The sequence below is a fragment of the Bowmanella denitrificans genome, assembly GCF_002887595.1.
GTDB lineage: Bacteria > Pseudomonadota > Gammaproteobacteria > Enterobacterales > Alteromonadaceae > Bowmanella > Bowmanella denitrificans.
On record NZ_PEBU01000010.1, the window covers coordinates 170,968 to 193,489 of the forward strand.

The 22,522-nt window shown below is 52.9% G+C and carries 21 protein-coding genes; 9 read left to right on the plus strand and 12 right to left on the minus strand.

Features of this window, described 5'->3' with window-relative positions:
- Positions 1-69 precede the first annotated feature (69 nt).
- Positions 70-2,724 (plus strand): TonB-dependent receptor, encoded by a 2,655-nt coding sequence (locus tag CSR04_RS17915; RefSeq protein ID WP_102797689.1) that lies wholly within the window; start codon positions 70-72, stop codon positions 2,722-2,724.
- Between the two features lie 47 nt (positions 2,725-2,771).
- On the opposite strand, the gene CSR04_RS17920 is transcribed toward CSR04_RS17915, so the two are convergent.
- The 8 genes from CSR04_RS17920 to CSR04_RS17955 all read right to left on the minus strand — a co-directional run bounded on the left by CSR04_RS17920 (position 2,772) and on the right by CSR04_RS17955 (position 10,525).
- Complete coding sequence (locus tag CSR04_RS17920) at positions 2,772-3,440, minus strand: DUF4097 family beta strand repeat-containing protein (RefSeq protein WP_102797690.1); 669 nt, start codon at positions 3,438-3,440, stop codon at positions 2,772-2,774.
- Between the two features lie 298 nt (positions 3,441-3,738).
- A complete protein-coding gene (locus CSR04_RS17925; RefSeq protein WP_102797691.1) occupies positions 3,739-5,484 on the minus strand; it encodes an LVIVD repeat-containing protein in 1,746 nt (581 codons plus the stop codon).
- A gap of 14 nt (positions 5,485-5,498) precedes the next feature.
- Positions 5,499-6,494, minus strand: coding sequence for an amidohydrolase family protein (locus CSR04_RS17930; protein ID WP_102797692.1), 996 nt, complete (start codon positions 6,492-6,494; stop codon positions 5,499-5,501).
- A 9-nt stretch (positions 6,495-6,503) separates the two neighbouring features.
- A complete protein-coding gene (locus tag CSR04_RS17935) occupies positions 6,504-7,019 on the minus strand; it encodes a 3-hydroxyanthranilate 3,4-dioxygenase (RefSeq protein ID WP_102797693.1) in 516 nt (171 codons plus the stop codon).
- A 1-nt stretch (position 7,020) separates the two neighbouring features.
- A complete protein-coding gene (locus CSR04_RS17940) occupies positions 7,021-7,464 on the minus strand; it encodes a RidA family protein (RefSeq protein WP_102797694.1) in 444 nt (147 codons plus the stop codon).
- A gap of 1 nt (position 7,465) precedes the next feature.
- Complete coding sequence (locus CSR04_RS17945; protein ID WP_245921723.1) at positions 7,466-8,248, minus strand: 2-keto-4-pentenoate hydratase; 783 nt, start codon at positions 8,246-8,248, stop codon at positions 7,466-7,468.
- A gap of 9 nt (positions 8,249-8,257) precedes the next feature.
- A complete protein-coding gene (mhpD, locus tag CSR04_RS17950; RefSeq protein ID WP_102797695.1) occupies positions 8,258-9,055 on the minus strand; it encodes a 2-keto-4-pentenoate hydratase in 798 nt (265 codons plus the stop codon).
- Between the two features lie 9 nt (positions 9,056-9,064).
- Positions 9,065-10,525 (minus strand): 2-hydroxymuconic semialdehyde dehydrogenase, encoded by a 1,461-nt coding sequence (locus tag CSR04_RS17955; RefSeq protein WP_102797696.1) that lies wholly within the window; start codon positions 10,523-10,525, stop codon positions 9,065-9,067.
- Between the two features lie 302 nt (positions 10,526-10,827).
- Here CSR04_RS17955 and CSR04_RS17960 point away from each other — a divergent pair, with 302 nt between their 5' ends.
- Entirely contained in the window at positions 10,828-11,775 is a 948-nt protein-coding gene (locus CSR04_RS17960) for a LysR family transcriptional regulator (RefSeq protein WP_102797697.1), read from the plus strand.
- A 512-nt stretch (positions 11,776-12,287) separates the two neighbouring features.
- Here CSR04_RS17960 and CSR04_RS17965 read toward each other — a convergent pair.
- Positions 12,288-14,519: a TonB-dependent receptor domain-containing protein gene (locus CSR04_RS17965; RefSeq protein ID WP_102797698.1), complete on the minus strand. Its 2,232-nt coding sequence runs from the start codon at positions 14,517-14,519 to the stop codon at positions 12,288-12,290.
- Between the two features lie 190 nt (positions 14,520-14,709).
- Here CSR04_RS17965 and CSR04_RS17970 point away from each other — a divergent pair, with 190 nt between their 5' ends.
- Positions 14,710-15,576: a hypothetical protein gene (locus tag CSR04_RS17970; RefSeq protein WP_102797699.1), complete on the plus strand. Its 867-nt coding sequence runs from the start codon at positions 14,710-14,712 to the stop codon at positions 15,574-15,576.
- On the plus strand, positions 15,560-16,213 hold the full coding sequence (locus CSR04_RS17975; RefSeq protein WP_102797700.1) for a UPF0149 family protein: 654 nt from the start codon (positions 15,560-15,562) through the stop codon (positions 16,211-16,213). The genes CSR04_RS17970 and CSR04_RS17975 overlap by 17 nt, the downstream gene beginning before the upstream one ends.
- Here the strand turns inward: CSR04_RS17975 and CSR04_RS17980 are convergent.
- Both CSR04_RS17980 and CSR04_RS17985 read right to left on the minus strand, forming a co-directional pair.
- On the minus strand, positions 16,185-16,820 hold the full coding sequence (locus tag CSR04_RS17980) for a response regulator transcription factor (RefSeq protein WP_102797701.1): 636 nt from the start codon (positions 16,818-16,820) through the stop codon (positions 16,185-16,187). The two genes, CSR04_RS17975 and CSR04_RS17980, sit on opposite strands and share 29 nt — an antisense overlap.
- A 2-nt stretch (positions 16,821-16,822) precedes the next feature.
- The gene (locus tag CSR04_RS17985; RefSeq protein WP_172449408.1) at positions 16,823-17,959 is read right to left on the minus strand and encodes a sensor histidine kinase; all 1,137 of its coding nucleotides are present in this window, start codon (positions 17,957-17,959) and stop codon (positions 16,823-16,825) included.
- 147 nt (positions 17,960-18,106) lie between these two features.
- Here CSR04_RS17985 and CSR04_RS17990 point away from each other — a divergent pair, with 147 nt between their 5' ends.
- From CSR04_RS17990 to CSR04_RS18010, 5 genes are all read left to right on the plus strand, one after another.
- Positions 18,107-18,883: a MipA/OmpV family protein gene (locus CSR04_RS17990; RefSeq protein ID WP_172449409.1), complete on the plus strand. Its 777-nt coding sequence runs from the start codon at positions 18,107-18,109 to the stop codon at positions 18,881-18,883.
- Positions 18,884-18,885: 2 nt separating this feature from the next.
- Positions 18,886-19,536 carry a hypothetical protein gene (locus CSR04_RS17995; protein ID WP_102797704.1) on the plus strand — a complete coding sequence of 217 codons (651 nt, stop codon included), beginning with the start codon at positions 18,886-18,888 and terminating at the stop codon, positions 19,534-19,536.
- Positions 19,537-19,596: 60 nt separating this feature from the next.
- Entirely contained in the window at positions 19,597-20,232 is a 636-nt protein-coding gene (locus CSR04_RS18000) for an energy transducer TonB (protein ID WP_102797705.1), read from the plus strand.
- Between the two features lie 128 nt (positions 20,233-20,360).
- Entirely contained in the window at positions 20,361-20,918 is a 558-nt protein-coding gene (locus CSR04_RS18005) for an RNA polymerase sigma factor (protein WP_245921727.1), read from the plus strand.
- Positions 20,908-21,483: a hypothetical protein gene (locus CSR04_RS18010; protein WP_102797706.1), complete on the plus strand. Its 576-nt coding sequence runs from the start codon at positions 20,908-20,910 to the stop codon at positions 21,481-21,483. The genes CSR04_RS18005 and CSR04_RS18010 overlap by 11 nt, the downstream gene beginning before the upstream one ends.
- A gap of 395 nt (positions 21,484-21,878) precedes the next feature.
- Here the strand turns inward: CSR04_RS18010 and folE are convergent, their stop codons facing one another.
- Complete coding sequence (folE, locus tag CSR04_RS18015) at positions 21,879-22,433, minus strand: GTP cyclohydrolase I FolE (RefSeq protein ID WP_102797707.1); 555 nt, start codon at positions 22,431-22,433, stop codon at positions 21,879-21,881.
- Between the last annotated feature and the right edge of the window lie 89 nt (positions 22,434-22,522).

Genomic DNA, 22,522 nt, shown 5'->3' on the forward strand with positions numbered 1-22,522 from the left:
TGTAAAAAAGGTGAACACAAAACAAACAGTCTCAAACAACCACACTGCAACGAGAACGAGGAGACGGGAATGACACGACACACCACCAACATAGGCTTCTGCACCGGTTGCCTGCTGTCAGGGCTGACCAGCCAAGGCCTGATGGCACAGGACGCACCAGTTGCACAGGACAGGAAAGTCGAACAAATTGTCGTCACAGGGTCTTTTATCAAAGGCAGGGAACAAGGTAACAGCGCTTCCCCCATTGCCATTATTGGCGAGGAGGATTTAACCAATATCGGTGCCACCAGCGTATCGGATCTGGTCAACACCCTGACGGTGAACACCGGGGCACAGGTATACTCCGACAGTTTCGAACAGGCCCGCTCGGCGGGTACCACTAACATTAATCTGCGTGGCTTAGGCGTCACTTCCACCCTGGTGCTGTTAAATGGCCAGCGCCACACCTTATCACCGGCGGTCACCGAAGCAGGCGACCAGTTTGTCGACCTGAGTACCCTGGTCCCTGCCATTGCGGTGGAGCGGGTGGAAATACTTAAAGACGGTGCATCGTCTTTGTATGGCTCAGACGCGGTAGCCGGGGTGGTGAACTTTATTACCCGTTCCAGCTTTGAAGGCTTTGAGCTGGATGCCAATTACCAACACAACAAATACGGTTCAGATGAAGTGAGTCTGGGTGCCATTGTGGGCGCGGCCGGTGAGCGCAGCAATGTGATGCTGGCGGTAAACTATCTGACCCGCAGCAACGTGCCCAATGCTGCGCGACGCGACGACTATGCCGACAACCAGGACTCCTGGAGTGGCTATGGTTTTCCCGGCAAGGTGATTGCGTTTGATGGCCCGCCCGGACCGCCGATTAAGTTAATTGACCCCAGTTGCCTGGACGGCAGTGCCTTTGCAAAATACCCAGGTCTGGTGCGCCGTAAACCAGACGGTGCCGTGCCCAGCGACGGGGCCTGTGAGCTGAACTATGGCTACTACGGCGACATTATTGCTGCTGCCGAACAAACCCAGGCCATGGCACAGGCCAGCTTTGACCTGACAGACAACACACAGATATTCAGTGAAGTGGTGGTGGCCCGCAATAAAACCACCATAAATTCGGTACCCAGTCAGCCACAGCTGGATGAAGTGCGGGTTCCGGCCTTTCACCCGGATGCCATTGAGGTGGGTGGCACAAACCCCTTCCCCGGCAGCGCGTCGAACAGTGGCGTGCTGTTTATTCGCCCGCTTGGCGCCGGCTCTGAGCCCAATGTGGATGACAAACTCTATCAAAGCTGGCGCTACCAGTTAGGTATCAAAGGCGATCTGGTCAACTACTGGAGCTGGAAAGCCACCTGGAGTAAAAGCGTGAATGAGGCCGAAAATGCCCGCAAGGACGTGATAACCGATAATCTGCAGGCGGCGCTTAATGGCCAGGGCGGCCCCAATGGCGATGCCTTCTATTATTGGTTGTCCAGCAGTCAGGATAAAAATAGCGCAGAAATGTATGACTTTATCTTCGGCGAATTCGGCTATCAGGCTGAATCCAGCCAGACGGTATTTGATGCCCATGTGACCGGTGATTTGTTTGAACTGTCGGCCGGTGCGGTGGGAGCCGCCTTTGGTGTACAACACCGCACCGACAAACTGACATACGACTTTAATGAGCTGTCTAACGATCTGGTGTTTAACTTTTTCGGCGGCGGCGAAGACTTCAGCGGTGAACAGAAAGTGTGGGCGGTATTTGCCGAGTTCTCTGTTCCCCTGACTTATGATCTAACCATGCAAACCGCACTGCGCTATGAGAATTTTGACATTGCCAGTACCACGGATCCGAAAGTCGCGCTGCTATGGGCCCCCAGCCAGGATTTCAGTCTGCGGGCCAGCTATGGCACCTCGTTCAGGGTGGCCACCGTGTTTCAGAACGACTCACAGTTTATTACCCCGCAGACCGCTAATGACCCGTTGGCCGGCGGCAACGAGGTAAGCTTTATTTCCCTGCTGACCGGTGACCCGGACCGTCCGCTGAAGCCGCAAGAATCTGAGGCGGTGAACTTAGGGCTGAGCTGGACCTTGGCCGACAATCTGACCCTGAATCTGGATTACTGGCGCTTTGACTACAAAAACTTTATCACTCCCGAATCCGCAGCGGCACTGCTGGCGGTGGACCCCACCAATAGCCAGATAGAACGCGGTCCGGGCGGTGAAGCAGTGAAGATCACCACCTACTACCGCAATGCCGGGTCGGTAAAAACCGATGGTGTGGACTTCAGCCTGTTTACCGACGTGGATCTTGGCGACTGGGGCAATCTGCGCCCGGTATTAGATGGCACTTATCTGCTTAGCTACGATTTGGATGACCCGCTACTTGGCCCTATTGATGGCCTGGGCAATGTAAATGATGAGAACTTTGGTGTGTCTACCGTGGAACTGCGCGCCAATCTGGGCTTGCTGTGGAGTCACGGCAAGCACAGTGGCAATTTGTATCTTCGTCATATCGGCGACTACCAGAATGACAACGAAGACAACGCCAAAGTGGCCAGCTGGACCAAGGTAGATCTGCAATACAGCTACCAGATGGACCCGCTGTTTGACCAGGATCAGGGCCCGCGCTTAACGCTGGGCGCCCTTAATTTGTTTGACCGCGCCGCGCCTACGGTGCGCAATTCACTGGGGTATGACGCCACAGTGCATGATCCACGCGGGCAAATGTTGTATTTGAATATTAAACAACAGTTCTGATCCTGGCTGTTGTTGTCTGCTTGGCGGGCCTGGCCCGCCTTTTTTGCCTATTTATCGTTGTAGCGGCGCTCGACTTTGTCTTGCATTTCAGGGTTTTCCAGCTTCAGGCGTACCGGTTTTTCCAGAATAATACGACCGTCAATGCGTACCGCTTTTTCCACCAGCAGGGTGGGTTCTTCGTCACTGTTCCAGTCCCAGCCCTGGTCACGACGGCGTTCAAACACCACATCACCTTTAATATAGGTGTCGCCACGTAACTTAATATCGCCGTTTAAGGTTTGCAGGTCCTTGCCCACTTCAGCGTCAAGTAACAGAATATCGCCATTCACGGTACTGATGTCGCCGCCCACCCGAGCGCCTTTTTGCAGCTCAATGCGGCCATTTACCGTTTGTAAATCGTCATGGGCCTGCAGGTTATGACCGGCAGTGATGCTGCCATTCACCGTTTCCGCTTCTTCAATCACCACATTGTCGCCAAGCTCTATCCCCCCGTTAACGGTGGTTACATCACCGGCCTGGCTGCGATGACCAATATCGATACCGCCATTGACGGTGCTTAAGTCGCCTACCTGACGATCATTGCCAATATCGATGCCACCAAATACCGTGCTGGCATTACCATGTTCATCGGCATCGCCGCCGACATGAATAATACAGCCAGACAGTAAGCTGACACTGAACAGGGGTACAAGCAGAGCGAGGGTGTGTTTTTTCATTTTGGTTATCCGTATTTGCAGAAATAACGACTAGCAGCAAAAACCTGGCCAGTAAGTTAACTTATTGTTTTAAATTGATAATATTTTTATTGGTGAGATTTTGTGCTGCGCATCGCACCACTTTTTAGTGAGTTTGGCAATCTGCCCGGGTTCGTTCCTTTGCTGGGCTAACGTTGCTAATCCCTACTCTGACAGGCTGCCACCGTCGGACTCAAGTCCGACCCACTGCGAGGCTCTAACAACAAAATACAATTTTTTGTCTACTTAAAAAAAAGGGAGCCCAGCGGCTCCCTTAAGATTAATTACCCTTAGGCGGCCAGGCCTGCTTCGGTGGGGCAAAGCTGGGTTCACCCAAAAGTGGGCTGGACAGGGCATAGAAGCCATGGTTGGTAAACAGCCAGAACAGGTTGCGGTCGTATTCCACATACACGGCGTGGGACAAGTTGCCCATGGCATAGCTGGCGACCTGATCTTCCTTAAAGGGGGGAACAAAGTAAGCGGCAATTTCCGGTTTGTCCGGGTTGCTTACGTCAAACACCTGTAACCCTGCGTTGTAGAAGTTAAACGGCAAGATACCGGCTTTGTGACTTCCTGGCTGATGGTAAGCACCTGTGCGCTTCGGGCCAAAGCTGCCACGACGCTGACAAAAGTCGGTGAAGGCTGCCTCGGCTGGCGGCTTGGGGCGAGGCATCACGCCTTTCACTTTGGGATTAGCCGGGTCAGAGACATCAATGATATGGATATCTTTATAGGGCTCATAACAGTCTTCGTTGAGTGGGTAGCCACTGAAATACACCAGACCGGTTTCCTCTACCTGAGAAACATCCACATAGTCTCCTTCGGTGCCAGCGATATTGGCCGGGAACTTAAGGTTGCTGACCACTTTCATATTGGACGGATCGCTGATATCCACCACCACAAAACCTAACCCGCCCATGGCACCATAACCATATTTGCCGCCCTGGGAAGCCGGTTTGGGAATAAACAACGGCATACGAGAGCCCATCCAGGAGGTACGGTTGCCGGCACGGGGATCGGCTTTAAATACCGCTTCGTGTTCGGGGTCGCCGACGATTTGGCCGGGCAGACCCAGCATATCCAGGAATCTGGGGTTGGTTGGGTCAGACATATCCCAGGCCTGATAACCTGAACTGTACAGGTCATTGGGATATTCGGTCAGGCCCCAGCGCTTATCCGGCGCAGCTGACACAAACATAATATCGTCACCAAAATAGGCCGGAATATCCCGCACACCTGAGCCTTGCTGCTGGCCGATGGGGGCATCCGGATGCAGGATGTCGGTGCTGCGCTGGGCAATCAGTTTCCAGTCTTTGGGCAATGGCCCGTTCATTTCATAGACCTTAAAGCCTTTGAGATGATTGGCGTGGCGAATGGCCTCGACTTTGTCCGGCTGGCGGTATTTATCGCGCAGCAAACCGAAGCGACGAATTTCAAAGGACTGCACCATCACATACTTACCCAGCTTTTTGCTCCACTGGATGCTGGCGGCGCCCATCATATCGTCTTCAGGATAGGGATTTTGCGCTTCAGCGTCCGGGCCGTTGGCGCCCCAGGTATGGCCCCGGGTCAGTAACAGTTCGACTTTTTTGGGGTTGGTGATGTCGAAAATCTTCAGATCGCGGCGCACATACTGATACAGGTAACGACGGCCCTCGAAATCGACAATATTCTGCCAGGTGTGAAAAGGCTCTACCGTAATAGGGTAGTAAGCTTCCACCTTCATATTCTTGATGTAACTGTTGGGATCCCAGTAATCCAGTTGCCCTTTAAAAGGAAAGGCATCATGGGATTCCGGTGTGGCTTTGGGGTGTACAAAGCTGCCATCGGCCTGCATCCCATAACTTTCTGGTGCAGGATTAGCCGGGGTGCGGTCGCCCCCCAGCTCGGCCTGGCGTTTAACGATGGGGTCCTGAATATTAATCGGTGTATCCTTGCTGATATCCCAGGGGCTGGCCAGCAAACCCGAGCTGAATATCAGCGCGGCGGCAATGGCACTCAGCGGGAGCCTTGTGTAGTTGTGCATGTCGGTCTCCGTTATTAATTAAGGTTAAAAAACTCAGCGGCGTTGTCCGCCAAAATACGTTGCTTGGTGTGCTGGCCAAGGCCATCGTGGCTTTTTACCAGCTCGCCGATGACCTGTTCACCCAGCGGAAAGGGGTAGTCAGAGCCCAGCATTACCCGCTCTTCGCCCATGGTTTTCACCAGCAGGGCCAGGGCGTCAGGGTGAAATACCGCAGAGTCCACATAGAATCTGTCCATATAGCTGGAAGGCAGATTGGGGCAGTCTTCACGCACGATGTCGCGGTGCTTCCAGGCGTTGTCCACCCGGCCGATCAGATAGGGGAAACTGCCGCCACCATGGGCAAAGCAGATTTTCAGGCTGCGGGGCAGGCGCTCAAAAGCACCGGATAAGATCAGGGATAGAATCGACAGCTGCGTTTCGGCCGGCATGGCCACCAGCCAGGGCAGCATATATTTGGGCATGCGTTCCGGCGCCATCATATCCCAGGGGTGGATCAACACCGGCGCGCCGATATCGGCACAGTGGTGCAGGAAGGTGACAATACCTTCATCATCCAGATTCTTCAGGCCCACATGGTTACCGATTTGTACGCCCACATGACCATTGGCCATACAGCGTGACACCTCGGCGCAGGCGGCATCAATATCCTGCATGGGTACCTGACACAGGGCTTTTAAGCGCTGATTGTCCGGGGTGCAAAGTTCCAGCGCCTGATCGTTCAGCCAGGCCGCCAGTGCCAAAGCCTGTTCCACCGGCCGGTGATAAGCGAAAAGGACCGGCGTAGCACACATAATCTGCGTATCGATACCCAGTGTGTCCATATCGGCCAGACGCTTATGGCTGTCCCAGCAGGCATGGGTAATAGGCCGGAACAGCTTACCGTCAATCAGAATATCGGCCTGTTCGGCATTTTTATGCACCACCTGTGGCCAGCCCGGACTGTTATAACGTGCGGCAAAATCCGGCAGACTGGCCGGAAAAAAATGCGCGTGCATATCGATTAACTTCATGGCCAACTCCTATTTGCCGGGGTGCAATTCGCCACAGGCACTGCAGGTGCGTAATTGCGCATTTTCCTGAAAGGCTTTAAACAGCGGGGGCAAGTCTTTAACGATGGACTTCAGCTCTACCTGCACTTCGTGCAGCAGATGGTTGCAGCTCAGGCAATACCAGCGAAAAGCATCTTTCTTTCCATCGGGACGTTTGGGTTCAATCACCAGGCACAGACTGCCAGCTTCCGGGCGCTGCGGAGAATGGGGCACATAAGGCGGTAACAGAAATACATCACCTTCTTTGAGCTCAAGCCGGTATGGGCCGTCGTCGCCCATGATGTTGAGATAGGCATTGCCTTTCATCTGGTAAAAGAACTCTTCCACCGGATCGACATGGTAGTCAAAACGCTGGTTTGGCCCGCCCACCACCGTACACATCAGGTCTGCGTCTTCCCAGATCAGCGCGTTATTAACCGGCGGCTGCAGCTTGTCTTGATTGTCATCCAGCCACTTTTGGAAGTTGAAAGCTTTAAGTTGCGTCATGTTAGTTCTCCTTGATGGTGGCTGACTCTGTCAGTGGCTTATACGCCACCGCCTTGATTTCAATCAGCAGATGCGGATGGGGTAACTGATGCACCGCCACCGTGGTTCTGGTCGGACCGTTGGCATCGAAATATTCGCTGTACACCTGATTGTAAGGACCAAAATCGTTCATATTGACCAGAAAGGTGCTGATTTCCACCAGATCTGCCAATGACGCCCCTTCAGCGGCCAGAATATCGCTGATATTGTCAATAACGGCGCGGGTCTGGGCCCGGATATCCAGATTGGTGGTGCCCATGGCGTCCACCTCGGCCCCAACGATACTGTTGTCAGGCAGGCGGGAGCTGGTGCCAGACACAAACAAAAAGTCGCCTGCCCGTTTAATATGCGGGAATTTGCCCCGCGGTGTGGCTTTACCGCTGACTAGGGTTGCACGCTTGGTCATATTATTCTCCTGCCTGTAAGTGCACCTGGCCCATGCTGCTGGTATGCAAACAAACATGATCAGCGGCATTCAACGGGTGTGCTGCGGTGGCCGCGCCGGCCAGCACGATCCAGCCCGCTTCCAGACAGATATCGGATTCCGCTGCCAGGCGCGCCGCTTCCACCAGCGAGCGCCAGGGATTACCGAGAATGGCTGAGGATGAGCCGATTTGCACCGGTTTACCGTTGATTTCCATCACCATGGCCTGGTTGCTGATATCCAGTTTGGGAGAACACCACTGGCCCAGCACAAAGCCTGACGACGAGGAGTTATCCGCCACCACATCGGCCAGTGAAAACTTAAAATTGGCGTAACGTGAGTCAATAATTTCCAGCGCCGGGGCCACCGCGTCTACCGCACTCATGGCTTCCAACAGGCTGACTTTGCCTTTCAGGGTTTTATTCAGACGAAAAGCGATTTCCGGCTCAATTCTGGGGTGAATAAAGCGCTGCATCGACACGCTGTCGCCTTCCACCAGTTGCATGCTGCTGGTCAAACGGCCCCAAATCAGGTCGTCCACCCCCATCTGCAGCATCTTGGCACGGCTGGTAAAACCCATCTTAATGCCCAGCAGCTTTTCACTGCGACTCATGCGCTTTTCAATGCCAGCGGCCTGAATCTGGTAGGCCTGCTTCAGGCCGATTTCAGGATAGTCCAGGCTAAGCTGAGGGGTGGCCTGACTATTGAGCATGGCCTTATCCAGAATATCGGCCATTTGCCCGGTTTGATGTTGTTTGCTGTCCACAGGCCCTCCTTAATTGGTACCGAAACTGGCACGTACCGAGCCCAGTCCGCTAATTTCACAATCAAACACATCCCCGGCCTGCACTGGCACCATGGGCCCCAACGCGCCGGTTAAAATGGTATCGCCGGCGCGTAGCGGCTGGCCATGGCGTACCATGGTTTTTGCCAGCCACAAGGCCGCACTTAATGGATGGCCAAGACAGGCCACCCCGGCTCCGGTGGACACGGGTTCGCCGCGACGGCTTAATGTCATACCACAGAGTTTCAGGTCAACCTGGCTGAGCAAGGTCGGTTTTCCCCCCAGCACATATAAACCGCTTGAGGCGTTGTCGGCCACGGTATCCACAATGCGGATATCCCAATTGGCGACCCGGCTGCCAACCACTTCCAGGGCCGGCAGGGCGAAAGCGGTGGCGCGTAGCAAATCCGCCAGGGTGGGCTGCTCCATGGCCAGGTCCTGTTCCAGTACCAGTGCCACTTCGGCTTCTATTTTTGGCTGCAGTACCGCAGTTATGGGGATATCTTCGCCTTCGGCGATGGCCATATCGGCAAACAAGGCGCCAAAGTCCGGCTGGTCTACCCCAAGCTGGGTTTGCACCACCTTGGAGGTCAGACCGATTTTACGCCCCACCAGGCGGCGGCCCTGCTCCTGCCAATATTGGCTGTTGAGCTGTTGCACCCGATAGGCACTGTCCAGATCATTGTCTGCCAGTAAGGTTCTGACCGGGGCGCAGGGCTGGCCGGATTGATGGGCCTGGCGCAACTGCAAGGCAGCACGTAGTTCAGCGTCGGTGGCTTGTGATTGCATAATGTCCTCTTACAGCTTGATACAGATATTGCTGGGTTCGGCATAGAAATTCAGGGAATGCTGGCCGCCTTCACGACCAATACCTGACATCTTGACCCCACCAAAGGGGGTGCGCAGATCGCGCAGATACCAGGTATTTACCCAGATCATGCCGGCTTCCATTTGCTTGGCGACCCGGTGACCACGGCTGATATCCCGGGTCCAGATAGCGGCTGCCAGGCCGTAGCGACTGTTATTGGCAAGCGCAATGGCCTGCTCTTCAGTATCAAAGGGGCAAATATGTGCAATCGGGCCGAAAATCTCTTCTTTTACGCAGCGTGCCTCTTCGCTAAGGCCGGTAATAAGAGTGGGTTGTACCCAGGCGCCCTGATCGCGCTCATCACCAAATTCAGGCACACCACCGCCGGTCACAAAGCTGGCGCCTTCTTCGGCCGCCAGTTTGTAATAAGACAGCACCTTGTTGCGGTGCTCAAAGGAGATCAGCGGCCCCATGTCGGTGTCGGCATCCGTGGGCCAGCCAATTTTCATGGCTTCGGCTTTTTGCTTTAGTGCTGCGACAAAGCGTTCGAAGATAGGGCGCTGCACATAGACCCGCTCGGTACAGAGGCAAACCTGGCCACCGTTGGTGAAAACAGAACGGGCCGTACCTTGCACTGCGGCATCAAAATCGGCGTCGTCAAAAATAATCGCCGCATTCTTGCCACCCAGTTCAAAAGACAGGGGTTTAACATGTTCTGCCGCTGCGCGCATAATGGCGCTGCCGGTACGGGATTCACCGGTAAAGGTAATAGCGTCAATGTGTGCATGGCTGGTGAGATATTCGCCTGCTGAATTAGGGCCAAAGCCATGGATCAGGTTGAATACCCCAGGCGGGATACCCGCTTCATGCATCACTTCTGCCAGTAAGGTCGCGCTGGACGGCGTCTCTTCCGACGGTTTGGCGACGATACAGTTGCCCGCCGCCAGTGCCGGTGCCAGCTTCCAGGTCAGCAGTAATAGCGGCAGATTCCAGGGTGCGATAACCGCCACCACGCCCAGGGGTTTAGGCAGGCTGTAGTTCAGTGCACCTTTGCCATCTGGGGTATCAGTATGAAAACACTCACTGCCAGCGGTTTTTACCATATCGGCAAACACCCGAAAATTGGCTGCTCCGCGCGGGATATCAATACTGGAGGCCTGTTGCAGGGATTTACCGGTATCGCGCATTTCAGCGGCCACAAACTCATCAAAGCGCTCTTCAATACCGTCGGCGACTTTGTGTAACAGGGCAGCGCGCTGCTGCACCGACATGTTGCCCCAGGGACCCTGCAAGGCCGCTTTGGCGGCCATAACGGCCTGATTGACCTGCTTCTTGTCGGCTTCGGCCACCTGACAAATACGCTGGCCGTTAACCGGATTGATATTGTCAAAACGCTTGCTGCTGTCGACAAATTCGCCGGCGATATAGTGATGCAAAATACTCGATGTCATTCCTGATTCTCTGGTGGCTGCAAGACGCAGAGCTGAGACTTGGAATGACTTTACAGGCCGTTAACATAATACAAAAATAGAATTTACCGACTTGGATATAAGATAAAAGTTATACCTCCTGGCCCGCTGGCGCAGGCAGGGGTGTAACAGAGCAGAATCATCAGGAATTGAAATTGAGTATTTCTTATCCAGCTAAAACTGTGGTAAGACATAATAAAAGGGTTGGCAAATTCACATTGTTATAGCTTTTCACTGATAACAAATGGGCGCCGCTGATCGTAAAAATCACTGAGATCCTGAACATGACACCAGAAAAACTGCAACGCGATATGGTTGCCCGCATGAAGCTCAAACACCTGAAACTACTGGTAACGGTGGGCGAGCAGTGCAATATTTTTAAGGCCGCACAGCTGATGAATATGGCTCAGCCTGCCGCCACCAAGATTATCCGTGATATAGAATCGGCTTATGAGCTTACGTTGTTTGAACGCTCGTCCCGCGGTGTGGTGCCCACCCTGTACGGCGAGGTGCTGATCAAACATGCCAAACTGGTGCTGTCGCAAATCAAACATGTCAGCGAGGAGCTCACCTCTTTGCAAGGCGGCTTGTCAGGCCATGTCACGGTGGGCACCCTGATCACCGCCAGTTTAACCCTGCTGCCCAAGGCATTGGTGCGACTGCGCGCCGAGCGGCCCAATATTTCTGTGACCGTGGTGGAAGGTACCCAGGATGTGCTGTTGCCCAATCTGGTACAGGGCGATCTGGATCTGGTAGTGGGCAGGATCCCGGAGCACCAGGATTACGACGGCTTAACCTCCATTGAACTGTATGAGGAACCCACCATGATTGTGGCAAGGGCAGGCCACCCGCTAAGTAACCGCGGAGTACTGAGTCTGGAAGATCTGTTGCAGGAAGACTGGATTTTGCCGTCACCACAGACCTACCTGCGCCGCGAACTGGATCAGAACTTTCGTGATCAGGGCCTACCCTCGCCCGCGCCGGTGGTGGAGTCGGTATCGGTGCTGACCAACCGTACCCTGCTACGTGAAACCGATATGATCGCCGCCATGCCTTATCAGATCTTTCGTACCTACGAACAGCTCGGCGAATTATGCCGTTTACCCGTGCCCGCGCTTGCCCGTAAAGGGCCGGTGGGTATTACCATGCGCACCGAGGGCGGCCTGACACCAGCGGCGGCCTGTTTGGTCGACGATCTGAAACTGGTGGCTGCCGAGATCACAGAAAGCTGAGCTTGCTGACAAAGTGATTGAATTGCCTGGCTTTTAGCCAGATCCGCCAGGATCCTTATGGCCGGTAAGGATCTTATCGTCATGGCTATTGATCTTATAATTCAACCACATGCGATTTACTGAGCAGCCTTGGCCACTTACCTGTGGATTATTTTTTGATTTAATGGATTAAAACTTAAGCATTGTCACCAGATTGAATCTTTCGGCTCGCCGTTAATGCCGCAAAACTATCTGAAATCCCCAGATATAACGGCTGTTCACTTTGTTTTATTGTGCAAAAAGCATGTTATTCAGGTACAAAAGTTATGCACCGTTTTGCACAATGCCTGTGGAAAAAACTGTGTTTTATTTTGAAGAAAATGCTTAAGGCACCTTAAAAGCCGTGATTGCAATCAGTGCCAGACAGGTCTGAATACCTTGATCCTGAGCGATCCTCAGTACCGATCAGGATCGCAAAAACAATAAGGGATCCACTTGGGATCCCTTACAAAACATCAGCTTCAGGAGCTTACTTAGAAACGTCCTTTCACCCCAAAGCGCACAGAGCGACCTGGCAGCGGGGCAACGTCCTTAAGGAAAGACGAATGCACCCTGGCTTCTTCATCGGTGAGGTTGTCGCCTTTCAGGAACAGAGTGATGTCGGCAAGATCCGTGGGCAGATAGTAATTAACGCTGGCAGACACCAAAGTGTAGCCGTCGGTTGCGGTTTCATAGTCGGCGTATTTGTCTTGTTTGCTGTAACGGGTTGCACCGGCTTCCGCATGCCACCTGTCGTATTCAAAGTGCAGGGCCGCACCAACACGTAAGGGCGGAATACGCGGCACGTTAGTACCGTCATCCAGCTTGGCGCGGGTGTAGTCGGTAAAGGCATCTACCCGCCAGTTGTCGGCAAAGTGCCAGTCCACCTCGGCTTCAAAGCCATACAGCTTGGCATCCTGCTGTGCAAACAGGAACACCGGCAGGTCATCACCATGCTCATGTTCGTGCTCGTCATGGGTCTCTTCGCCAGCTGGCTCGTCATCATGATGGTGCAGATGGCCGTCGCTGATCACCAGGCCGGTATCCTGCTGGAAGATATAGTTGTCCACATGGTTGTAGAACAGGCTGACCGACGCATGCCACTGCTCGGCATGATAGCGGTAGCTGACATCCAGGTTATTGGACACTTCCTTGTCCATTTTGGTCTCGGCCTGTTCCAGGATATGCTCATCATCATGCTCATGGATGCTAAAACCGCCGCCGACCTCATAGGTGCCGGTACCAATATGCGGGCCATTGGCGAAAATTTCCGAAGCAGACGGTGCGCGCTGGGAAAACGCATAGTTAAACGCCAGCGACTGATGCTCATCCAGGGTCCAAACCATGCCGGCTGACGCACTCAGGCTGGTATAGCGCTGCTGGTCAAAATGAATCTCGTGGTGTTGTTCTTCGCCTTCATCGTCATGTTCTTCGTGCTCGTGAGCCAGGGCATCAAAGAAGCGGTTGTCGGCCTGATGACGCACCTTTTCCAAGCGTAAGCCAAGTTGCCACAATAGGTCACCGCTGCGTTTCTCTTCCAGCACAAACATGGCCAGGCTCTGGCTGTCGGTTGGTGGGGTAAAGGCTTCCTCACCGGTGGCCGAAAACTCACCATCGTTGTAGTGCAATCCCACTACCCCTTCCCAGCCAAACAGCGGCTTATGTTCGGCCCACAGGCGTGATTCCAGCGTATCGTTTTTAAAGGTGGTACCGACCTGCCCGTCTTCTATTTCGCTGTGCTGATAGTCGGTATAGCCACTGTGCCAATGCACCGCCTGGAACGGGCCCGACAAATTCATCCAATCGGCCACAGCCTGGAATCTGTCCTGCTTAAGGCTGGCATACACGGATTCTTCGTTGTGGTTGGCTTCTTCGTGCTCGCCTTCCTCATGTTCATGCTCATGGGAATGACCAGGTACGCCATAGTCGGATTCCAAACGACCATAAGACAGTGCCAGACGGAAATCGTCGGTGATCCAACCGCTGCCCAGGGTAAAGCCCTGGGCATCTATGGCTGAATTTTGCAGGTAGCCGCTGGGCTCTTCATGTTCTTCTTGCTGGCCGTCGTCGTCATGATGCAATTCGGCCTCGCCGGGGATCTCAAAATTGTCGGTTTTGCGACTAAAGGCATCCAGGTGCCAGGCGAAGTTGCCAGCCCCACCATTCAGATCGGTAGAGACGCTTTTCTCGTTGGACACCGTGTCATAAAAACCCATCACTTCGCCGCTCAGGCCGTCCTGGGTTTGCTGCGGCAAGCGGTTGTCCACGACGTTGACCACGCCACCAATGGCACCACTGCCATATAGTAAAGTAGCTGGGCCGCGTAACACCTCTATCTGAGTGGCGGTAGAGGCTTCAGTGGCAACTGCGTGATCAGGCCCCACTCTTGAAGCATCTGACGCATCCAGGCCATTTTGCACTACTTTAATCCTCGGGCCATCCAGGCCACGAATAATCGGGCTGCTGGACACCGGACCAAAGTACGAGCTGTTGACCCCAGGGGTATTTTTCAGGGTTTCACCCAGGGTGGCCGCCTGATTCTGATCCAGCTCTTCGCCACTCAGAATAGATACCGGTGTGGCCGACTCCAATACCGTACGTTTAATCGGTGAAGCATTGATAATAAGTGTTTCAATATCATGTTCATCCTTCTGGGTGGGCTTGTCATCAGCCCAACCGAATACCGGGAGAAGCGCTAAAAGAACAGGGGATAGGCGTAATTTCATGAGCAAACTGCTTAGACCAAAAACTGGTGACAGTATAACATCTCCAACAACATTCTGGTCAAGGCTGGACCGATGGATACCGTTTAATCTGCGACCAGCGCAACCTTCAGTGGCATTTAATCCCGTCTTCGTTATTACTACACACAGCAATTTCTGTTGTAATAGATATAAGCGTGTTTCGGATGCCACTATGTTACCCAGCAGCCTTGCTCAACTGACTCAATTACTGGATTTATCCCCACAGGCCATGCAGCTATTGCATCGTCAATGGTGGCCACTTGCCAGCAGTCTGGCAGTGCGCAATGCCCCGAAAGTACTGGGCATCAATGGCGCACAGGGCAGTGGTAAATCGACTCTGGTGAAATACCTGCAAGCTGTTGTCGCCCAGGAGTTTGGTCTGCAGGTGGCCATTTTATCGCTGGATGACCTGTATTATCCCAAGCCTCACCGCCGCTGGCTGGCCGCCCAGGTGCACCCCTTATTGGCCACCCGCGGTGTACCCGGCACCCATGATATTAATCTGGGTATGGAGATTATTCGCCGTTTTCGTGCCGGGCTGGAACTTAATCTACCGCGTTTTGACAAAGCTACAGATGACCGGGCACTGGAAGGCCACTGGCTGCAGGGACCGGTGGATATTCTAATCCTGGAGGGTTGGTGTCTGGGAGCCTTACCGCAGTCACAAGCGCAGCTGAAGACACCAGTGAATGAGCTGGAGGAAAATGAAGACAGCGACGGCAGTTGGCGTCAATACGTCAATACGCAACTGGCCGGGGAATATCAGCGCTTGTTTGCCCAGTTGGATAAACTATTGGTGCTGCAAGCACCAGACTGGCAAAGCGTGCAAAGATGGCGTGCCGAACAGGAGCAAAAGCTCATCGCGCGCCGCGGGCAGGGTATGAATGAACAGGCGCTTGCACGCTTTATGCAGCATTATCAGCGCCTGACCTGCCACCAGTTGCACGCGCCGCCGCCAAACGCCCAGCTTTGTCTGCTGGATCCTGCGCGTCAGGTGCAAAACCAACCAGGACAACCAAGCTATGACTGGCAAATCTGAGTCTCAGCATCTCGCCCTGCTGCAACTCTGTGAGGATTTGCCGCAGCACTTACGGGCCGCACACGAAGTGGAAGGACTGATTTTCGCCGTTTGCGCCGCCCCGCAAATTCCCCCGCCTCAGCAATGGATGCCCTGGGTATTGATCAGCGCTGAAGATCTGCAGCCCAACCAGGCAGAACAGTTAACCCAGGTATTAATGGACAGCTTTAAACATGGGCTTGGCAAGATGCGCGATGAAGGACCATTGTTGCCGGATATTTGCCGTTATCATCAGGGCCTGACCATAGAAGACCCGTTAAGCCAATGGATGAGTGGCTGTCTGCTGGGCCACCAACACCTGCATAGCACCTGGCAACAGGCCTGGACAGCGATGCAAACCCAGAATCAGCAGTATGCGCCGCAAGCCGCCAGCGAACTGAGCCACCTGCTCAGGCTGTTCAGTACTTTTGCCAATGTACCGCTGGCCCTGCAACAGGCTGCCGACAAAGGTAATAGCGGGCTGGCAGAGCAGTTGGACGCCATAGCACAAACCCTGCCCCGCGCGCTGAGTCAATATGTGGCGCTGGCCGGTAAGTTAGCAGACTATCTTCCCAATCAGTTTGAAACCTTTATATCAGGCCCAGATCCAGCGCCTTAAGCACGGCACGGGTTCGGTCCCTGACCTCCAGCTTGGCCAGTATCGACGACACCTGATTACGGATAGTGCCTACCGACTTATACAGCGCATCGGCGATTTCATGGTTGGAATAACCGGCCGCCACCAATCGCAGCACTTGCACTTCTATATCGGTTAACTGTTCGATCAATGCGGTGGGTGAATCTTCGCTGTCTCTGGCTTTCTCCACCCGGCAGGTCACCGCAGGTTGCAACCAGCTTTTGCCCTGGGCCAGATTGAGTATGGCGTTGGTTAGCACCTCAAAGCTGACATCTTTGCGCAAATAGCCTTTGGCCCCCAGCTTAATGCAATCCAATACCAAATCATGGTCATCAAAGGTGGTCAGAATGAGCACCGGCACATGAATGCCTGCGGATTTAAATTGCTGCAGCACATCCAGGCCGGTCACCCTGGGCATACGGATATCCAGTAACAGCACATCGGGTTGGTGCTGGCGCACCAGTGTTTCTGCTGCACTGCCATCATCCGCTTCGGCGACAACATTCAGACCGGGTTTAAGTTGCAGCAGGCTCTTGATGCCTTCACGAACCAGATTCTGGTCGTCTATCAATACTATCCTGACATTCATACTTAGCTATCCGGTACGCTGGCTATCAGACAAAAGCCTGACCCACTATTTTCAAACTGCAGATCGCCATCCAACTTGTTTAAACGCTCACGCATGCCGGACAGACCATGGCCCGCAACCACTTGTTTGTTATTACTGCCATTGTCTGCCACCAGTAACTTTACCACGCCCTGATGCTTGTCCAAGCGTAACCGACAATGGTTGGCATCGCTGTGTTTGAGCACATTAGTGATAGCCTCCTGAGCACAACGAAACAAGGCTTCAGCCACCCTGGCATCGGTAATCACTAAGTCGTCGGCTACTTCCAGTGCAATATCCAGACTGTTCAGATCCTGAATCAGGGTTTGGATGGCAGACGCGATATCCAATTGATTGCTGCGGCGAATATCCGCCACCGCCTCACGCACGTCAGACAGCAATAACTTAGCCAGCTCCTGGGCTCGCTGAATATGTTTTTGTGCCGTATCGCGGCTCAACTGATTCGCCACTTCCAGTTGTATGCTCAGTGCGGTCAAGTGATGACCAAGCACGTCATGCAGATCACGGGCGATACGTAAGCGCTCGTCCCGCCTGGTTGTGGTATGCAGCAAACTTTGGGTGGCGCGAAGTTCCCGCAATAAGTGTGCATTGGCTTCCTTGGCGCGCCGCTCTGCCTCCAGGCGGGTAGAAACCAACAAGGCGAACAGATTCAGGGTGATAAACAATGCGGTATTTACCAATCCATATTCCATTGGCGACCATAAAAAATTTATGGCGGGAATAATCAGACAGATAAGCACACAGATCCAAGGCTTAACAAACAATTCCCCCAAATGCGCCACCAACATAATGCCAAGCACCAGCACCAGTCCATTAGGGAACAGCCACATCAGTGCGAGTAAGCATAAAAACTGCACAAGCGGCCCGATCCACAGAGCGCGTCGCCCTAACAGGCGCTCAAGATATCCAGCCAGAAACAACACCAACAGCAGACAAACAAATGCAATGGCCATGGGATTGGGGGCAAGATAAGACTGAAAATTTGCATCACCGTGCAACCAAAAGTACAAGGTCACGAAGCTGATCACCGCCCAAGTCAGCAGTCCAAGACCAAGCTCAAGCCCAATCACTTTGTATTTTAGTCTGTTGGTTCTTTTCATATTGTCAGTATCGCATACCGCTTGAAGGGCCCGAATAGGGCAAATGTCACGATTCCACCACGAGCACCAAGCGCATGACATTTGTCACATGCTGGCATCCATCCGCAAAGCTAATCTGCTCACAATTCAATCATGGAGAGTCTGGCGATGAAAAACTATTTATTCTGGATCACGGTGTTCTTATACCTGGTAAGCGGAGGTTGGGTAAAGGCCGACAACTGGACTTTGTCCGTTGGTGGCGGTGCCATTGTGCATGAAACCCCATGGAAAGATATGCCGGTACAGTATGCCGTATTGCCATACATCGATGCGGAATACGGCCGCTGGCATTTTGGTATGCAAAGCGGCATTTTTCAGTATCGCTTGTCGGATGAGCAATGGCCGGTGGCGCTGTCAGCAGGCCTGGATTACCGCGATGAAGGCTATGACAGCATGTTCAACTTTAATGATGACTTGTCGGATGACCCGGTATTTGACGGCTACCATGCACCAGACGGCGAAGTGGCTGCCAGACTGGATATGAACTGGCAGCATCTGAGTGCCACCGTCAGTCAGGATGTGTCTGACAAGTCCAAAGGTACCTCTGCAAGCCTGCTCTATATGTATCCGGTATACCAGGGCAATCGTGGTGTGCAGGTAAAACTGGGCGGCGGTTTTCGTTGGTTAAGTGACAAGTATGCCGATTATCTGTACGGCATTAATGGCGACAATATTAATCCGGCGCAGGGCCGTTTTGCCTATCAGGCCGACGCCGCTACCAACTATCAGGCGTCAGTCCAGCTTATCTACCCCTTCGCGGCTCAATGGGCGGTAAATGCCCAGCTTACTCATGAACGGCTGGATGACAGCATCAAGCAGAGTCCCTTAGTGGATGTCACCTCTACCACGCAATTTATGTTGTTTGTTACCTACAGGAAATTTTAAGCATGAGAACAATCCTTCTTGCTTCAGCTATGCTGACACTCGGTGCCTGTTCTAGCGAAGATATCGAAACCGCTAACTTTGGCAGCGACTATTACAAAAGCGATTATCAATTAATAAATGCCACCGACCTGGAACTGGACTTCTATATGGCCAATTCCGAGTTGGATGGCGATGAACGCGACCCGTTCAAAGATAAGTACAAGGTAGCTCATCTGGCCAGACTGGAAGAAATCAAGCAGATAAGCCATGAACATAACGTTGAGCGGGAAGTGAGCTTCTATGTACATGCTCCTTACGCCAGTAAAGCCAGCTACAAGGAAGCTCACAAGGTCAAACGTGATCGCCATTATCAGTGGCTGGCCTGGAAATCTGGGGATGCCTTATCGCATAGCCTGTTTGAGAAGCATGAATCCAATAAGGAAGGTGTGATCAGAGTCAGGCTGTTTGCCACCCAGGCGGATTTGCACGCCAGTCAGAATGACAATCAGCTCACCCTCACCGCAGGCAAAGTATCGGATTTTCAGTCTGTGGAGCAATGTAACGGTGGCCTGAAAATCAATCAGATACCGGTCAACTTATGTGATGCCTCTTTTGGTCGCAGTTACCTGCTAGTGGTTGGTGATCAGGGGCGTATTGCCCTGGCACTGGAATAAATTAACCCTTTTTGCGTCAGTCGGGCGTTTTACTGTTGAAACCACAACGGAGAACACGCCATGCAAAACCGCATAGAACACCTGCCAATAGTTAGCGCCCTGCCTAGGGCGCTAACCATCACGCTACTGGCCAGCCTGATGACCTTTTCCTTATTTGTGTTAATGGACCAACTGACCCGGGTGGACCAACAGGCCGTTGCCGATACGCCCCCCACAGTAGTGATTGATGCGGTGTTTGAGCCAGAGCCACAGGTGACACATACGAAAAAGGTGCTCCCCCCGCCACCTGAGCCAAGAGTAAAACCCGAAACCCCGCCACTGGCACCGATAGTAGAGAATTTGGATCCGGGTATTAACGAGTTCGTACCGCAACTGGCGCTGAATACAAGAATAAGTGATATGCCAACGCTGGGCATGACAGAAGGGCAAGCAACACCAATGGTACGCTATGATCCTGATTACCCGCTGGAAGCGCTTCGCGACGGTACAGAGGGCTGGGTAAAACTGATGTTTGATATTGACCCTACAGGCCGGGTCGTCAATGTACGGATTGTACAGGCCGAGCCAGCCCGGGTATTTGACCGTGAGGCCAAGCGGGCACTGCTGCGCTGGAAGTACAAACCGCAGATTCATAACGGCCAGGCCATCACGCAAGCTGATCAAATTGTACTGTTGTCTTTTAATTTGAGCGAATAGACTGAGGTAAGGGGCTGTTTATCTTGCACCTAAGGTTTTGCCGTTTATCAACCCGTTTGGCAAAACAATGTGACGATTAAACACCCCCTTGGCCGTTTGGTAAAACGGCCATAGCAACAGGGAGCCGTATGTCATTAAGTATTGCGATTAAATCCTTTCTGCACCTTGAGCTGAGCAATGAAGAGCTGATGGGGCGCTATGTACAAAGTGGTGATGCCGCTTTGCTCGCCAGGTTATACGACAATTGTGCCAATGACCTTTATCACTATCTGCTAACTCATTCCGACCCTGAGATGGCCGGGGAGATTGCCCAGCGAGCCTGGTTAAGAGTGATGGAAAAACGTCACTTGTACCACAGCAATGGCCAGTTTAAGGCCTGGTTGTTTACCCTGGCGCGTAATCTGCTAATGGACGAATACCGGCGCATTAAGCGTCAGCCGTTGATGGAAAGCACGGACTTAACTGGCACTTCGACAGGTTACCAGGGTGATATTCAACTGGCATTTAACCAGGCCCTGGCAACCTTGCCTTTTTTACAACGCGAAGCTTTTGTGTTGCAGCAGGAAGGCTTTGGCCTGCAGGACATTGCTGCGATTACTGGCGATAGTCAGGAAGCGATTAAGAGTCGTCTGCGCTATGCCAAAAACCATCTACGCCAACAGCTTGGAGATCACAGTGAAGAATGATCCTTCTCTGGACGCTTTGTACAACAAACGCAAACAAAGCGTCAAAGCGCCAGCCAGCACTCGCAGCTTTATTCTGGCCAAGGCGAAATCAACGCAAGTTCGGGCAAGCTTTAACTTGTGGAACTGGACGTTGGGTGTCAGTCTGTGCACCGCACTTTTGGTGTTATTTCAATATGTCGGTCTTAGCCACCGGCAGATTCAACCACAATACAATGTCATTCAGGTCCATCGTCTGTATGAAGAGAGTCAGCCGTTAGAGCTGGCCCGCCAGGCCGCCCAGCAAACCCGTATCCAACATGCAGATAATTACGCCAGGTATATGCAAAGCCAGCAGGTATTGGCCACCCATCACAAGCTTAATGCCGAATTAGTGGAAACCGCGAATGGCTGGGGCCTGCAGACATGCGACCGGGAGTTGGTGCTGCTGACCACGCAATTGGTCGATCAACTACGTAATCATCACCGACTGGAACAACAGTTGAAAAAAGGCGATCAGGTGGAGATAGCCTTTGATGCACAGGGCCGTATCCTGACCATAAAACCCACCAGCAAGTTAAACTGCTAATGTGCAATGCCCTGCTGGCGTTGCTGGAAGACTTTGCAAGCACCATACATCTGGGCGGTCAAACCAAAACCTCTCGCAAAGACGCTGGGGCGCAGAGAAAACCTCGCAGAAGAACAATATCTTCAACCACTCCGTGTTCTCTGTGCCTCTGTGGTTTTTATATTCTGGAAAGATAAGATTTCACCACAGAGACACAGAGGTCACGGAGAAGAGCAGGAGAATAATTTCTCTATATTTTTGAAAAATAGGCATTTTCTCATCTCAGCGGTGGGTGGACTAATGTCTCTCGCAAAGATGTTGAGTACGCCGAGAAAAGCTCTCAGATACAATGCCCTCAAAAACTCCGTGTTCTCTGTGCCTCTGTGGTTTTTATGCTTTTGCTACAGAAAACTGGGTTATTTGCCAATCAGGCGCAGGAATTCGTCACGGGTGGCCTGTGACTTACGCAGCCCGCCCAGCATCACCGAGGTGACCATGGATGAATTTTGCTTTTGTACGCCGCGCATCATCATACACATATGCTTGCCTTCCATAATCACGCCAACGCCTTTAGCCCCGGTAACTTCCTGCACGGCTTCGGCAATCTGCTTGGTCAGACCTTCCTGAATTTGCAGGCGGCGGGCAAACATATCCACAATACGAGCAAACTTGGACAGCCCCAGTACCTTGCCATCCGGCAGGTAAGCAATATGACAGCGACCAATAAAGGGCAACATATGATGTTCGCACAGGGAGTAAAACTCGATATCCTGCACCACGACCATTTCATCGGTATTGGATTCGAAGATGGCACCATTCACCACCTCGTCCAGGGTTTTATGGTAGCCATCGGTCAGAAACTGCATGGCAGTGGCCGCGCGCTTTGGCGTATCCAACAGGCCTTCCCGGGTGACATCTTCGCCAAGGAGTGTGATGATCTGCTCGTAATGGCCTTTTAATTCGTCTGACATCAATTCATCTCGTCGCTAGTGATGGCATTAATACGCAAAGGGACTCACTTTGGATCTGGCTTTGCATTGCGCCAACTGGGAAAATTGCC